We start from the raw sequence: 13,579 nt of genomic DNA on the forward strand, positions 1-13,579 counted from the left end.
GGCCGCCCTCTTGGTATTACTTAGACTCAGCGATGCTTGCGCTGACCTATTGCTCTGATATTTGCCGTAAATATTGAAATATCTCACGGGAAGATTTCGGTGGTTTATTTTGTTGCGCTTCTTTTTGCGCCTGACGGCTTAATTGACGCAGCTTTTGCCTTTCCAGAGTTGGATACAACTCCATCGCCTGGTTGATGGCGCTGTCGCCATTGGCAACGATATCGTCGCGCAGCCTTTCCAGTTTATGAAACTGTGCAGTAGCTTGTTGATGTTTGTTTTCCAGCAAATCAAGAGCTTGCTGAATGGGCTCTACGTCACGGGTACGCATTAACTTGCCGATAAATTGCAATTGACGGCGATAGCCCTCTTTTTTCTTGTCGATGCGTTTAGCCAGATTGATGGCATCGCTCAGTTCCTGGTCTAACGGGACTTTGGCTAACGCAGCCGGGCCCAGGCCAACCAGTTTTAAACCCAGTTGCTGCAGGTCCTGCATCTCATTCTTAAGCTGGGTTTTGCTTTTGCCTTCAAATTCCTGATCGTCGTATTCGGTCATCTTGATGTCTTTAGTGGTAAACTAGCTATCCAATTGTAACCTTTTGCCCGCTGGAAAACCTAATTCCCATGAATGCACAACAAAGCCTTGCTGAAATTCAGACCGTTGTTGATGATGTCCTGACCCTGGCCAAAAAGCTGGGGGCCAGCCAGGCCGAAGCCAGTATGAGTAAAGTACAGGGTATTGCCGTATCGTCTCGCATGCAGCAAGTTGAAACCCTGGAGTTTACTAATGACGGCGGACTGGGGATTAGCGTCTATGTCGGACAACGCAAAGGCAGCGCTTCCACGGCCGACTTGAGCCCTGCAGCGCTCAAGCTGACGGTTGAAAAGGCCATAGAGATAGCGCGTTACACCAGTGAAGATCCTTGCGCTGGTTTGGCCGATGCTGATCTTATTGCTACCGAGTTCCCGGACTTGGACTTGTACCATCCGGTTGAACTGGATGCCGAAGCTGGTATTGCGATGGCAATACGGGCTGAGCAAGCCGCTTTTGCCCATGACGAGCGGATCAAAAACTCAGATGGAGCCTCCTACAACGCCAATATGGGCGTCAAAGTGTATGGTAACACCCATGGCATTAATGCCGGCTACCCAAGCAGTCGTTACAGCCTGAGCTGTGTAGTGATAGCAGAAAAAGACGGTGATATGCAGCGTGATTACGCTTATACCGTTAATCGCGAAGCCGGCTTGTTACATACACCCGAACAAATAGGTATTGAAGCTGCGCAAGCCACAGTTGCACGCTTGGGCGCGCACAAACTGAAAACCAGTAAAGTGCCGGTACTTTTTCATAGAGAAATTGCCTCCAGCTTGTTCGGCCATCTGGTCTCTGCTATCAGCGGGGGCAGTTTGTATCGTAAGTCTTCATTCTTACTCGACCATCTAGGTAAGCAAGTGATGCCGGACTGGGTGCGAATCGAAGAGCGCCCTCATATTCTGAAAGGCCTGGCCAGCTCAAGTTTTGATCATGAAGGCGTGCGCACCAAGGACATGGATATTATCGACCAGGGGGTATTGCAGCACTACCTGTTAACCAGCTATTCGGGCCGAAAACTGGCCATGCCGTCCAACGGTCACGCCGGAGGCATTCACAATTGGTTGGTGAAGTCATCTGGGCAGGATTTTGAGCAGCTACTGGCACAGATGGGGACCGGGTTGCTGGTCACCGAATTAATGGGGCAGGGTGTTAATATCGTCAATGGTGACTATTCACGCGGCGCGGCGGGCTTTTGGGTTGAAAACGGACAAATCCAATATCCGGTGCATGAAGTAACCATTGCCGGAAATCTGAAAGAGATGCTGATGGGCATTCAGGCTATTGGGGCGGATACGGAGAAACGCGGAGCGGTGCAAACCGGCTCTGTACTACTCAGCCCTATGCAGGTCGCGGGCGATTAACAGGATAATAAAAAAGCGAGGAGTTGCCAGTTTGGCCATCCCCTCGCTTTTATTGCAGCTTAGGCGTCTACTGCGCCACAGAAGCGATAGCCTTCACCGTGCACAGTCACAATCAACTCTTCTGCGCTGGGCTCTGATTCAAAGTGCTTACGGATACGACGGATAGTCACGTCTACTGTTCTGTCATTCGGACGCAATTCACGACCTGTCATTTCCATAATCAACTGTTCGCGGGTCAGGATCTTACCTGGGTGACGCAGGAACAGGTGTAAGGCACGGAATTCACTGCGAGGCAGACGGAATTCCTGGGCGCTGGGTGAAATCAGGCTGCGACTGTCACCATCCAAGGTCCAACCGTTGAACGAGACCTTGCTAGGCAGGTCGTCGTCTTCGTTGCTGTTCAGGGTTCTGGCCAACAGGTTTCTGGCACGAATGGTCAGCTCGCGAGGGTTGAATGGTTTGGTCAGATAGTCATCTGCACCGATTTCCAGACCCAGAATACGGTCAACATCGTTGTCACGGCCAGTCAGGAAAATCAATCCAACGTTTTTGCGGTCGCGCACTTCACGCGCCAAAATCAGGCCATTCTTGCCAGGTAGGTTGATATCCATAATGACCAGATTAATGGTATGCTCGGCAAAGATGTTGTGCATCTCTTCACCGTTTTCGGCTTCATAAACCTCATAGCCTTCTGCTTCAAACAGGCTTTTTAGCGTTGTTCTGGTAACAACCTCATCTTCAACAATGAGAATATTTGGGGTTTGCATCTTTTAAAGTTCCACGCTTTGTTAGATTTTTGTAAGTTTACCAGATAATGGTCATTCTCATAAGTGTCCTGAACCAATAGAATCGCGCGCTTGACTGATTCTGTCAGCCACTTAGCCCATCCGACCGAAATGATTAGCGGAAGTTCACTCGCTTAAGCAGTGCAGAGCTGAACTTTAGGTCGGTTTGCTGATAAACCTCCTGGTTAAAAAATATCTTCATTTTGGACTGCAATGGCACTATTGCCATCATACCGCCGTTGCGAATGAAGTTTAGTGATTCGCCTATTGATACGGTGTGGCGATTAATTTCGGCCAATAAGGAGAAGAGCTTATCGTCTTCTTTATCCTGACTGACAAACAAGATCTGGCAACTTTGATGATTGAGTTGCTCCGCGTCTTGTAACTCGATAAGTTTAATTGTTCTTTGTTTCACTTGTTGGTTAGGGGAGCCTTTAAATACCTTGGCATGCGCAAAGCTATTGCCCTCCAGGAAACAGAAGTTCACCGGCTGCTGGCTGCCCTCATCAATAAATTGAGTGAAGTTAGCAATGTGCAATAAAAATGGTGCGCGCAGTTGCTCTGAGCTAAAGCCCTGTGACCAGACCTGTCTTGTCGACAGTAACGACATGACCAATATAACAGCAATGATGAGCGATAGTCCTTTTCGCATCATGAACTCTTAGCTATATCCGAGTGTTCCAGTTTCCGCACTGGGAACAAAATCTGAAACTCCACACCATGTCCCTCTTCGCTGGTCACACTGATAGAGCCGTTAAGTGCTTGAGTGACCAGGTTATATACCAGGTGCATACCCAACCCACTGCCACCTTGGCCACGTTTAGTTGTCACAAAGGGGTCAAAAATGCGTTTACACAGATGTTCCGGAATACCTTTGCCGTTATCTACATACCTGATGCAGAGCTTGTTATTGCCCTGCATTTCCACCCAGATGTCGATTTGACCTTTTTCCATAAACTCAAAACCATGGATCACAGAGTTCATGATCAGGTTAATCATTATTTGGTTAATGGGGCCAGCTTTGCTTTCTATGGTCAGGTTAGGGTCACAGTGCAACTGAATTTCGTGGGGGAGTTTTTTAAGCTTTGGCCGCATGGACAGTAGAATCTCGTCCATCAGTTGTCTGAAGGCGAACACTCTTGCTGTCTCGCTGGTTTGATCGACTGCAACCTGTTTAAAACTGGAAATAAGCTCAGCGGCCCGATTCAGGTTGCGGTAGATAATATTAAGGTTCTCTTCGCCTTCTTTAAGAAACTTGGCCAAGGCGCTGGCCTTCAGATTTTTGTCTTCGAAGTCTTTTTGCAGTTGAGTGAGCCTGTCCAGCATCATGGTTGAGGCGGTAACCCCCAGGCCTATGGGGGTGTTAACTTCGTGAGCCACACCGGCAACCATGTCGCCAAGTGAGGCCATCTTCTCATTCTGTACGATCTGACGTTGAAACTGGTGCAGTTTCTCAAGGGTTTGGATCAGCTCTTTGTTGGCTTCTTTTAAGGCCGTGGTGCGTTGCCCTACTTTCTCTTCCAGACTCAAGTTCAATCGGCGATATTCTTCTTCGGCAAGTTCCTGTCGTTGGATGTGCTGCTGAATAGTGGCAAGCATGTCATTGAATGCGCTACCTAAAATATCCAATTCTTTGAGGCTGGATGCCTTGGCACGACTGGAGTATTCCTTTTGATGCGCAATCTGCTGCACCAGATAGACCAATTCTTCGATGGGATGGGTCACGGAACGCTGCAAACGCAGTGTCAGCAAGAAGCTGAGTACCAAGGTTAACAGTAAAACGGTCAGGGTAATCAGTATGGTGTTTAAGGTCAGCTTATTGAGGGCATCAATGGAAGCTCTGATGTAGGTATAGCCAACCCGGTCACCTTCCAGGTTCACCGGTATCATATATTCGAGCGCATCAGCGCCAAAAGTTGGTGTGGTAAGCTCTTCGGTACGTTCGAACATGGCCCTTACTGGTGCTTGGCCAGTTTTGTTATAGCTGGCAAAAAACTCCAGTTCGTTGGCAGGATTCAGTTTGTAAATGTGTACGTTGTTAATGAACGCGGCCGCAGACAACGCCTGTAAATTTTGCTCTTCGGTGACGTTGTCATTAAAAACAATACCACTGGCGGCGTTAGTACTGATTAATTCAGCGAAGGTTTCTACTTCGTTGATCATTTCCTCTTTGTAATTATTAATCTGTACATAGAGGGATATGCTGGAAGCCAGGATAAGTGCTGCCGTGGTAATTGACATTACTACCCAGATAAACAGACTTTTTATGGATAGGACCCGCTTTTGTTCAGCCATGCGCTTCCGGTTCAGTCCTGACTTGTAGTTATTGTTTCTCGATCAAGCTTATCACCATATTGATACAATCTTTTAAAAAAGGAAAATTTTTAAAGGGTCAATTCGAAACAATGTGCATTAATTCAAAGCCTTTTGGTATAAACGAGCTATGGACGGCTTATCAGCAAACGGTGTTTCTACTTGACGCACAGCCAGCTTTGGCATCGCAAGCTTGTATCTTGAACGCGTGTAATCCGCTCGGGCAGGTTAAAACGGCTTGGCAGAATAAGCTGCGCCAGCAGCATTTGGCTGATTGTCTGATGCAGCAAAATATTGGCTTTTCGTCTTTATCCGGGGCCAGTCCCGATCTTAGCTATCAGGAAGCCAGTTTCCTGATAGCTTGTGATTGGCATAAAGGGATAGAACTTGCCGGGCAGTTTGCGCAGAACGCGCCTGATTGGCTGGGCGGGGACGACTTATGGTTGCTGCCGGTGTTACTTGGTGGCGTGCAATCCGTGTATTTAGGTAGCTTTACAAAACGCTGTCGCATTAATAACGAATAGCCTGCAGCAGCGCCTGCTCACTGATGTTTAATTGTGCCGCGAGGCTTTTTAATCGCATTTTCTGACTGATTTGCTGGGCGTCTGTGGCAGCAGGTAGTTGCAAGTCGGCAAAATCACTCAGGCAGACACAAATAAGCTGTTTGGCTGCCTTAGCTTGCGCATCGACCGTGTTTACTTGTTTGTAGATTAAATGCGGACAGGGTAGCGTGCGGGTAGGGTCTTGCAGGCACTGTTCGGGCAGCGCCTGCACCGTAAAACACATAAACCCTGCTGCGCATAAAAGCGCTTGCACATAACGCATAGGATCAATTATCCATTGGCTGGCAATGTTGATATAGCGCCTGATAATTCAACGCAGCGTCATACCAGGTGAATTTCTGACGCATGGCGCGTTTTTGCATCTGCTTGAAGTGTTCCGGGTATTCATAATAGAACAGCATGGCTCGTCTGACGCAGTTAAGCAGGGCGGAACTGTCAGGCGCTTCAAACATAAAACCGGTTGCCTGTTCGGGCAGGGTTTGCAGATCCAATACGGTATCGCGCAGGCCGCCGACGGCGCGCACTATCGGAATAGTGCCATAGGCGAGGCTGTACATCTGGTTTAGCCCGCAAGGTTCAAATAACGACGGCATCAGGAAGAAGTCGCTGCCTGCTTCCAATAGGTGCGCCATGCGGGTGCTGAAGTCATTGCGAAAAACTAACTTGTCTGGGAACTGGGCTGCATTAAATTGCAGTACATCACTGATCACCGGGTCGCCAGTGCCGATGACTAAAAGTTGTACATTGTGTTGCAGTAACTGGTTCAGTACCGGCAGCAAATAACCAAAGCCCTTTTGCTCCGTCAGCCGACACAGCATGCCGATAAGTGGCACATCAGGTTTTTCCGGCAACCCGACTTCTTTTTGCAGCGCTTGTTTGCAGAGGCCCTTACCCGGTAGTGATTCGCCAGTGTAATTGGCCGGTAAATGCGGGTCGGTTGCCGGATCCCACTGCTGGTAATCACAGCCGTTGAGTATACCGCTGACATCATTGGCCCGGTGCTGAAACTCATGGTAGAGGCTGTGCGAACCCAGCGGCGTTAGCAGCTCCCTGGCGTAGTTGGGGCTGACCGCATTGATCTTGTCGGCAAACTGAATACCGGTTTTCAGAAAGTTCAGATTGCCATGAGTGTCGATTTGCGCGGCCAGCTCGCCATGCGGACGTAAAAAACTGATATCCGCAAAACGATGTACACCCTGATAGGCACCGTTATGAATGGTGAGTAGGGTGTGGGTACGGGCAAAAAAGCCGCTCTGGTCACGCTTGATAAAATAAGGGCAGAGTGCCGTATGCCAGTCATTGCAGTGAACCACATCGGGCTGGAAATCTATGGCCACCGCCGCTTGCAAAGCTGCTTTGGAGAAGAAGGCAAAACGCTCGGCGTTATCGCCAAATGCTTCATAACCATCGGAATATAACCCTGCACGATGAAAATACTCTGGATAATCAATGCAGTAAACCGGTACGGTTTCCAGTTCCAACCCTTTGATATTAAAGCGGTATTCTTTGTCGCCGGCCTGAAGATGCTGCTCGTCGGTGAGATTGGGCAGCTTAAATTTGTCGGCCAGTTGCTTGTAGTAAGGTTTGACGATACGCACGTCATGCCCAAGCGCCTTCAACGCTATAGGTAACGACTTCGCTACGTCTGCTAAACCACCGGTTTTCGCCAAATCTTCTACTTCAGAGACGACAAAGAGTATTTTCATTCAAATCCAACCTTCATGCCTTTGGCTATGACGGTCAATCCCTCCTCGGTAACAGTGAGGCCTCGGGCCTTATCTTGCAAGGGATTGACGCCAACTTCGGTGCCGGGCGCGATACACACTCCTTTGTCGGCAATGACACGATTCAGGTAGCTGCCGGCGCCTATATGCGCTTTGCCGAGGATAACGCATTCATGCAGCCTTGAACCAGCCCCAAGATGCACATTAAAACCCAGTACCGAACGCTCAACTCTGGAACCGACAATTTTGCAGCCCGATGAAATCAATGAATTGAGTATGGTGGAATGGTGGCCACCTTCATCAGCCAGAATGCGCGCGGATGGTACCGGAGGGTGAAAACTACGCAGGGGCCATTTTTCATTATTCAGTTCAAATTGTGGTTCACAGGCCAGTAAATCCATATGCGCTTCCCAGAATGAATACAGGGTGCCGACATCACGCCAGTAATGGTTATGGATTTCCCCTGGAATGGTGTTCTGGGTGAAATCATAAACCTGAACCTGCTTATCCTTATAAAGCTTGGGGATAATGTCATGGCCAAAGTCATGGCTGGATAGTTTATCTTCAGCATCGGCATACAGGCTCTTGTAGAGTACCTGTGCGTCAAATACGTAGTTGCCCATAGAGACCAGCGCCATATTCGGGTTACCAGGCAGAGGCTTGGGGTGGGCTGGTTTCTCTTCAAAGCCGGTCATGCGGAAGTTTTCATCAACTTCTATTACCCCGAATCTATGTGCTTCGCTAATCGGCACACGGGTTGCACACACTGTAAGGGCTGCACCGCTTTTCTCGTGATAACGTACCATCTGCCGCACATTCATTTTGTAAATATGATCACTGCCGAAGATGCATACATTGTCTGGATCATGCTGTTCAATCAGGCGGATATTCTGATAAATGGCGTCAGCTGTGCCTTCGTACCAACGCTTGCCCATACGCATTTGTGCAGGAATGGCGTCAATAAAGTTGCCGGTCAAACCGGACAAATACCAAGCCTGGCGTAAATGAATATTCAGGGATTGGGATTTGAACTGGGTCAGCAGGTAAATCTTCAGCAAATCGGAATTCACAAAATTGTTTAATACCAGATCCACTAACCTCAGTCCCCCGGCAAAAGGCACGGCAGGCTTAGTACGGCTCTGAGTTAAAGGAAATAAGCGTGTGCCAGCACCGCCAGCGAGGATCATTGCGAGGGTTCGTGCCATGGTATCTCCATCGTCCGGTTGGATAAAACGCACTTTGCCCATGTCAGCCCGAACTGGCAGAAACGTCCTGTGCTTACAATACCAGTCATGGTAGCTGAACAGACTCAGATAGGAGTATAGACAAAGTCGCCAAACGGCAAGGTCTGGAGCCATAATTCCAAGCAAGAAATACCCGAAATAAAGAGGTTTTGCAGCGGATAACGCAAGCGGCTCTGTCCCTGAGCTAAGCTTCCCTGGAAACTGCGTTACATCAGGCGGATATGCTAAGTGTTGGCCACTTTAGCTTAGATAACCGAAAACGCTGCTCATTGATCTGTTGCAACAGGGCGTCCCTTTCCAGCTCATGAAAATAGCGAAACTCCGGCTCTTCGCGAATCAGCTCTGTGCAAAGGCTTACCCTCAACTCCAGTTCGCATATGCTGTGCTCAATGGCCTTGACGGTGGCGCTTCGACCAAACCTGAAAGGGACAAGAAGTGCATCTGACATATGGATTTCCTCCAAGAAACGACAGGACCAGTGTCTTGCCGCTTTCACTGCAATCAAGTTCAATGCCAAGCTCCGCTCAGCATCTATACAATTTGGCAAACTGCCATACAATCAAAGGCCTGGAGCCTAGCCAAGGGCTATGACAATTTGATTAATGCGGGATGAAAATCTGGTGAAAGAAAGGAATTGTGCGGTGGTAGGGCAATGCCGCACCAATTCGGTGCGGCAACAAAAAATTAGCGCTGGCAGCCGTATACCCGGAATTTAGGGGTGTCAGCCAGCCACTGTACCTTGCCGAAGCTTTTTTCCAGCAGCGGCGGATATTTCAGGAAGCTGTTCGCCACCATATACAGACGGGCATTGGGGCTCATTTTGGCCGGAACCTGCCGGATAAAGTCTTCGCTGACCTGGTAATCGGTTTGCAGGCCGGTGTGAAAAGGCGGGTTGGTGTAGACAGCCGAAAACGGCCCTTTCAATTCGTTTAAGCCATGGCTGGCGACAACCTCAGCCTGAATACCGTTGTCCTCGGCACTTAGCTTGGCACAGTAAAGCGCCAGAGCACTGACATCAGACATTACCACTTTAGTGTCTGAATTCAGTTTACCCAGGTAACAGCCAATAACACCGGCGCCGCAGCCAAAGTCGAGCACCTGACCGCCTGGCACCTTAGTGACCTGTTCCAGCAATAATCGAGTGGCCGGATCCAGACTGCCCTGACTGAAAACGCCAGGCAGAAAGCTGATGGTCAGGCTGTGGTTTGCGACCTTCAGCTCGGTCTTTTTCAGCCACTGCTTAAGGCTGAATGCCTTGGCGGGTTTATCCAAAATTGCGCCAAACAAAGCGCAGTGGCGGGCAGAGTCGAGCTTATTGCAATGCTCAGCGTAACCCGCTAATAGCTTAGGCGCGCTTTTTACCCCGCCTTTGTTGTCGCCTACCAGTAGCATCTGGCCTCCAGGCAACAGGCAATGGGCCAAGTTGGCAATCAGCATCTGCGCCTGCTCTTTGGCTTTTGGCATATAAATCACAATGCCATTAAACTTGGCTTCACAAGGATAATCCGGGCCAAAATGGTGCTGTTGTTTATCCGTACTTTGACAAGCTTGCTGGTAAATATCGAAATACTGATGGAAGCCGAACAAGGTTCCTTGGCCCAGCTCGCGGAACACTTGCGCGTCTTCAGGATTAACCAGCAGCCAGCGGCCTTGGGCAAAGCGCTCGGCATTTCTTATCAATAACTGACTGGGGGCGCTAAGCATCAGGCGATCCTCTCAAACATCAAATCCCATACTCCATGCCCCAGGCGGTGACCCCGTTGTTCAAATTTGGTCAGAGGGCGAAAATCCGGTCTTGGCACGTAATCCTGGCTGGCAGACTGGTTCTTATAGCCTTCGGCCTGGCTCATAACCTCCAGCATATGCTCGGCGTAGTTTTCCCAATCGGTAGCCATATGCCATACCCCGCCGATGGCCAGTTTCTGGCGAACCTTCTGGGCAAATTCTGGCTGTACGATACGGCGCTTATGGTGACGAGATTTATGCCAAGGGTCAGGGAAATACAATTGCATACGGGCCAGACTGGCATCCGGAATACACTGTGCCAGTACTTCTACCGCATCATGTTCAAACACGCGCAGATTCTTGATGCCGGCGGCTTCGGCATCTGCCAGACAAGCGCCAATACCAGGGCGGTGTACTTCGATACCGATAAAATCTTTATCCGGCTCGGCCGCGGCCATTTCAACCAGGGACTTACCCATACCAAAACCAATTTCCAGTACCACCGGTGCTTGGCGGCCAAATACTTGGCTAAAGTCCAGCATGCCATTATCGACACTTAGGCCCATGCTAGACCAGTTCGCCTCGATAGCGCGGGCCTGGCCTTTAGTCAGGCGACCTTCGCGTTTAACGAAGCTGCGAATTTTGCGAAGATAAACCCCTTCTTTTTCGGGTTGTGGGTTTTGCTGGTCACTCATACTGTTTATCTCTGCTGTGAATGGCGTGCCGCCAGGCTGAAAAAAGGGCGCGTATTATGCCCTTTTGGTTAACCAATATCCACGTATTAGCCTAGATACTCAGCAAGTTCGGCGGCCAGCAGTTGAGGCTGTTCCAAAGGCAGCATATGACCGGCATCAGCGAATATCTTTAGGCTGGCCCGGGGGATGCCCTGATGCATGGTCTGCATTTTACTTAGCTGTGCAACCTGGTCCTGCTCGGCGGCAATGATATAAATGGGAAAAGACGCCTTGGCCAGTGCCGGGGTGAGATCCGGCCGTTCTGATGCCGCCATCAAATGATACTTCAGCACCGCACCGCCTAAGTCCTGCTCCATCTCCCTTATAGTTTGCTCGGCCATCTGACGGTTAGGGCTGTGCGGATGTACCATCATGCTTAGCCGTTCGTTTGACATAGGGCGAAACTGGCCCTTGTGTAAGGCGTTGATAATCAGTTGGCGCTGTTTAAGTTCGCTGCTGTCCAGTCCCGTCGAACAAAAGCCAATCAAGGTCAATGAAGCGACCTGTTGTGGATGCGTCAGGGCAAAGCGGCTGGCCAGATAACCACCCATGGAAAATGCCACCAAATGCACCTTATCCTCGCCCACCGCATGTTGGCTCAAGCCATCCATTTGTTCCAGGGTCTCGGCCCACTGCAGGGGCACGTAGCGGCGCTCATGGATATTCATTTCACGCCATAAAGGCAGCCATAACCTTTCATCGCATTGGGTACCGGGAAAGAAAACAACGGGAAAAGAATGCATCATGGGCTTGAGGTCAAGTGTGATTTGCTTGCTATCATAGCAGCTTGAACGAATTGAGCAGCACTCAGGATCTTTGCTTGTCTTCTACCCCTATGCAATTTGCCGAAAAAATTCTGGCCTGGTTTGATATCCATGGCCGTAAAGATCTGCCCTGGCAGCAGAATAAGACACCGTATTCGGTATGGGTGTCAGAAATTATGTTGCAGCAAACCCAGGTTACTACCGTGATTCCTTTTTACCTGCGTTTTATGGCGCGCTTCCCCGATGTACAAAGCCTGGCGGATGCTCCTCAGGATGAAGTGCTGCACCACTGGACTGGCCTTGGCTATTACGCCAGGGCACGCAATCTGCAAAAGGCCGCCCAGCAGGTGCGGGACCAGCATCAGGGCCAGTTTCCTGCTTCTTTAGAGGCCATGATGGCGCTGCCGGGTATTGGTCGCTCCACGGCGGCGGCTATTTTGTCGCTGGCCTGTGGGCAGAGCCATGCGATTTTGGACGGTAACGTTAAGCGGGTACTGGGGCGTTACGCTGCCATCAGCGGCTGGCCAGGTGAGAAAAAAGTCGAAAATCAGTTGTGGCAGTTGGCCGAGCAACTTACACCGAACAGCAGAACCGGCGATTACACCCAGGCCATGATGGATATGGGCGCCACCTTATGTACCCGCAGTAAGCCCAAATGTGGCGAATGTCCGGTAGCGGCTGATTGTGCCGCTAAAGCCCTGGGCACCCCCACGGATTTCCCCGGTAAGAAAGCCAAAAAGGCCATCCCTGAGCGTAAAACTATTATGTTGCTGCCCAAATGGCAGGAGCAGGTGCTGATATATAAGCGCCCGCCTGCCGGTTTATGGGGTGGTTTATGGGGCTTTTTCGAAGTGGAGCACGACAGCCAGATTGCTGAAAAAGCCAGGGAGCTAGGCCTTACCGATTTCCGCTTGACGGAAATGCCGGGCTTTCGTCATACCTTCAGTCATTTTCATCTGGATATTCGTCCCATGCTGCTGGAACTGACAAGCGAACCACAGGCGCAAGGGGTACAAGAGCAGCCATTGCTTTGGTATAACCTGGATAATCCTGCCAATGTAGGATTGGCCGCGCCAACCAAAGCGCTTTTTAGTACACTGCAAAAAAGTTAGTACCCATGCGGCCCGGTGCCGCGCTGCGAGAGAGGATAGTATGAGTCGCACGGTTTATTGTCAGTACCTGAAAAAAGATGCCGATGGTCTGGATTTTCAGCTCTATCCCGGAGAGCTCGGCAAGCGCATCTTTGACAATATTTGCAAAGAAGCCTGGGCGCTGTGGCAGAAAAAGCAGACCATGCTGATAAATGAGAAGAAGCTCAATATGATGAACGCCGACGATCGCCGCTTTCTGGAAGAACAGATGGTGCAGTTTCTGTTTGAAGGCAAGGATGTGGAAATTGAGGGGTATGTGCCACCCAGCGCCTAAATAACTATGGAGACGGGGCATAAAACGCGATAACGAGCATAAACTCAGCGCTTTGATTGATTTCTATCCACTTGAGCAAGAAACGCAATAAAAGTGCAAAAAAGGAGTTGACTTAATATGCCGGAATCCGTTTAATACGCACCCACGACGGCACGGCCAGAAAGGCCAGTCAGTCAACCGAATTTGCCCAGATAGCTCAGTCGGTAGAGCAGGGGATTGAAAATCCCCGTGTCGGTGGTTCGATTCCGCCTCTGGGCACCACCATTCCTAGCCTCAGACAATGTCTGGGGCTTTTTCTTTCCTAGAATCCTATTATTTTCCTACAAAATTTCGCTCCGAACTTCGGAGG

At 49.9% G+C, this 13,579-nt stretch carries 15 protein-coding genes and 1 tRNA gene; 5 read left to right on the plus strand and 11 right to left on the minus strand.

The features are described 5' to 3' along the window. Window positions 1-46: 46 nt before the first annotated feature. Window positions 47-553: a ribosome biogenesis factor YjgA gene (yjgA, locus tag J0A65_RS05480; protein WP_206593120.1), complete on the minus strand. Its 507-nt coding sequence runs from the start codon at window positions 551-553 to the stop codon at window positions 47-49. A gap of 68 nt (window positions 554-621) precedes the next feature. Between yjgA and pmbA the strand changes: the two genes are divergently transcribed. Beyond that, on the plus strand, window positions 622-1,953 hold the full coding sequence (gene pmbA, locus J0A65_RS05485) for a metalloprotease PmbA (RefSeq protein ID WP_206593121.1): 1,332 nt from the start codon (window positions 622-624) through the stop codon (window positions 1,951-1,953). Window positions 1,954-2,012: 59 nt separating this feature from the next. Here the strand turns inward: pmbA and arcA are convergent, their stop codons facing one another. The 3 genes from arcA to J0A65_RS05500 form a co-directional block, all read right to left on the minus strand. After that, window positions 2,013-2,720 (minus strand): two-component system response regulator ArcA, encoded by a 708-nt coding sequence (gene arcA, locus J0A65_RS05490; RefSeq protein WP_206593122.1) that lies wholly within the window; start codon window positions 2,718-2,720, stop codon window positions 2,013-2,015. 133 nt (window positions 2,721-2,853) lie between these two features. Then, entirely contained in the window at window positions 2,854-3,390 is a 537-nt protein-coding gene (locus J0A65_RS05495; RefSeq protein ID WP_206593123.1) for a YfiR family protein, read from the minus strand. Continuing rightward, window positions 3,390-5,033 (minus strand): ATP-binding protein, encoded by a 1,644-nt coding sequence (locus tag J0A65_RS05500; RefSeq protein ID WP_206593124.1) that lies wholly within the window; start codon window positions 5,031-5,033, stop codon window positions 3,390-3,392. The genes J0A65_RS05495 and J0A65_RS05500 overlap by 1 nt, the downstream gene beginning before the upstream one ends. Before the next feature lie 110 nt (window positions 5,034-5,143). On the opposite strand from J0A65_RS05500, the gene J0A65_RS05505 reads away from it, so the two are divergent. Beyond that, the gene (locus J0A65_RS05505; RefSeq protein ID WP_206593125.1) at window positions 5,144-5,575 is read left to right on the plus strand and encodes a DUF3293 domain-containing protein; all 432 of its coding nucleotides are present in this window, start codon (window positions 5,144-5,146) and stop codon (window positions 5,573-5,575) included. Here J0A65_RS05505 and J0A65_RS05510 read toward each other — a convergent pair. From J0A65_RS05510 to J0A65_RS05540, 7 genes are all read right to left on the minus strand, one after another. Beyond that, window positions 5,562-5,837: a hypothetical protein gene (locus J0A65_RS05510; protein WP_206593126.1), complete on the minus strand. Its 276-nt coding sequence runs from the start codon at window positions 5,835-5,837 to the stop codon at window positions 5,562-5,564. The two genes, J0A65_RS05505 and J0A65_RS05510, sit on opposite strands and share 14 nt — an antisense overlap. A gap of 43 nt (window positions 5,838-5,880) precedes the next feature. Next, window positions 5,881-7,320, minus strand: a complete 1,440-nt coding sequence (glgA, locus tag J0A65_RS05515) for a glycogen synthase GlgA (RefSeq protein ID WP_206593127.1) — start codon at window positions 7,318-7,320, stop codon at window positions 5,881-5,883. After that, window positions 7,317-8,543, minus strand: a complete 1,227-nt coding sequence (gene glgC, locus J0A65_RS05520) for a glucose-1-phosphate adenylyltransferase (RefSeq protein WP_206593128.1) — start codon at window positions 8,541-8,543, stop codon at window positions 7,317-7,319. Before glgC ends, glgA begins: the two co-directional genes overlap by 4 nt. A 250-nt stretch (window positions 8,544-8,793) precedes the next feature. After that, window positions 8,794-9,030 (minus strand): hypothetical protein, encoded by a 237-nt coding sequence (locus J0A65_RS05525; RefSeq protein ID WP_206593129.1) that lies wholly within the window; start codon window positions 9,028-9,030, stop codon window positions 8,794-8,796. A gap of 236 nt (window positions 9,031-9,266) precedes the next feature. Further along, entirely contained in the window at window positions 9,267-10,286 is a 1,020-nt protein-coding gene (locus J0A65_RS05530) for a methyltransferase (protein WP_206593130.1), read from the minus strand. After that, window positions 10,286-11,002, minus strand: a complete 717-nt coding sequence (gene trmB / locus J0A65_RS05535) for a tRNA (guanosine(46)-N7)-methyltransferase TrmB (protein WP_206593131.1) — start codon at window positions 11,000-11,002, stop codon at window positions 10,286-10,288. The genes J0A65_RS05530 and trmB overlap by 1 nt, the downstream gene beginning before the upstream one ends. A gap of 86 nt (window positions 11,003-11,088) precedes the next feature. Next, window positions 11,089-11,787: an alpha/beta fold hydrolase gene (locus J0A65_RS05540; RefSeq protein WP_206593132.1), complete on the minus strand. Its 699-nt coding sequence runs from the start codon at window positions 11,785-11,787 to the stop codon at window positions 11,089-11,091. Between the two features lie 89 nt (window positions 11,788-11,876). On the opposite strand from J0A65_RS05540, the gene mutY reads away from it, so the two are divergent. From mutY to J0A65_RS05555, 3 genes are all read left to right on the plus strand, one after another. Then, window positions 11,877-12,917, plus strand: a complete 1,041-nt coding sequence (mutY, locus tag J0A65_RS05545; RefSeq protein ID WP_206593201.1) for an A/G-specific adenine glycosylase — start codon at window positions 11,877-11,879, stop codon at window positions 12,915-12,917. 40 nt (window positions 12,918-12,957) lie between these two features. Next, window positions 12,958-13,230, plus strand: a complete 273-nt coding sequence (locus tag J0A65_RS05550; RefSeq protein WP_206593133.1) for an oxidative damage protection protein — start codon at window positions 12,958-12,960, stop codon at window positions 13,228-13,230. A 185-nt stretch (window positions 13,231-13,415) separates the two neighbouring features. Further along, window positions 13,416-13,491 (plus strand) — tRNA-Phe (locus J0A65_RS05555). The last annotated feature ends 88 nt before the right edge of the window (window positions 13,492-13,579 follow it).

Origin of the sequence: Bowmanella yangjiangensis (assembly GCF_017255015.1) — a bacterium.
GTDB classification, from domain to species: Bacteria; Pseudomonadota; Gammaproteobacteria; order Enterobacterales; family Alteromonadaceae; genus Bowmanella; species Bowmanella yangjiangensis.

What these genes read in the sequence shown, in the direction of transcription:
- yjgA (WP_206593120.1), bottom strand. Translation starts at nt 553, where the DNA reads ATGACCGAATACGACGATCAGGAATTTGAAGGCAAAAGCAAAACCCAG.
- pmbA (WP_206593121.1), top strand. Translation starts at nt 622, where the DNA reads ATGAATGCACAACAAAGCCTTGCTGAAATTCAGACCGTTGTTGATGAT.
- arcA (WP_206593122.1), bottom strand. Translation starts at nt 2,720, where the DNA reads ATGCAAACCCCAAATATTCTCATTGTTGAAGATGAGGTTGTTACCAGA.
- J0A65_RS05495 (WP_206593123.1), bottom strand. Translation starts at nt 3,390, where the DNA reads ATGCGAAAAGGACTATCGCTCATCATTGCTGTTATATTGGTCATGTCG.
- J0A65_RS05500 (WP_206593124.1), bottom strand. Translation starts at nt 5,033, where the DNA reads ATGGCTGAACAAAAGCGGGTCCTATCCATAAAAAGTCTGTTTATCTGG.
- J0A65_RS05505 (WP_206593125.1), top strand. Translation starts at nt 5,144, where the DNA reads ATGTGCATTAATTCAAAGCCTTTTGGTATAAACGAGCTATGGACGGCT.
- J0A65_RS05510 (WP_206593126.1), bottom strand. Translation starts at nt 5,837, where the DNA reads ATGTGTTTTACGGTGCAGGCGCTGCCCGAACAGTGCCTGCAAGACCCT.
- glgA (WP_206593127.1), bottom strand. Translation starts at nt 7,320, where the DNA reads ATGAAAATACTCTTTGTCGTCTCTGAAGTAGAAGATTTGGCGAAAACC.
- glgC (WP_206593128.1), bottom strand. Translation starts at nt 8,543, where the DNA reads ATGGCACGAACCCTCGCAATGATCCTCGCTGGCGGTGCTGGCACACGC.
- J0A65_RS05525 (WP_206593129.1), bottom strand. Translation starts at nt 9,030, where the DNA reads ATGTCAGATGCACTTCTTGTCCCTTTCAGGTTTGGTCGAAGCGCCACC.
- J0A65_RS05530 (WP_206593130.1), bottom strand. Translation starts at nt 10,286, where the DNA reads ATGCTTAGCGCCCCCAGTCAGTTATTGATAAGAAATGCCGAGCGCTTT.
- trmB (WP_206593131.1), bottom strand. Translation starts at nt 11,002, where the DNA reads ATGAGTGACCAGCAAAACCCACAACCCGAAAAAGAAGGGGTTTATCTT.
- J0A65_RS05540 (WP_206593132.1), bottom strand. Translation starts at nt 11,787, where the DNA reads ATGATGCATTCTTTTCCCGTTGTTTTCTTTCCCGGTACCCAATGCGAT.
- mutY (WP_206593201.1), top strand. Translation starts at nt 11,877, where the DNA reads ATGCAATTTGCCGAAAAAATTCTGGCCTGGTTTGATATCCATGGCCGT.
- J0A65_RS05550 (WP_206593133.1), top strand. Translation starts at nt 12,958, where the DNA reads ATGAGTCGCACGGTTTATTGTCAGTACCTGAAAAAAGATGCCGATGGT.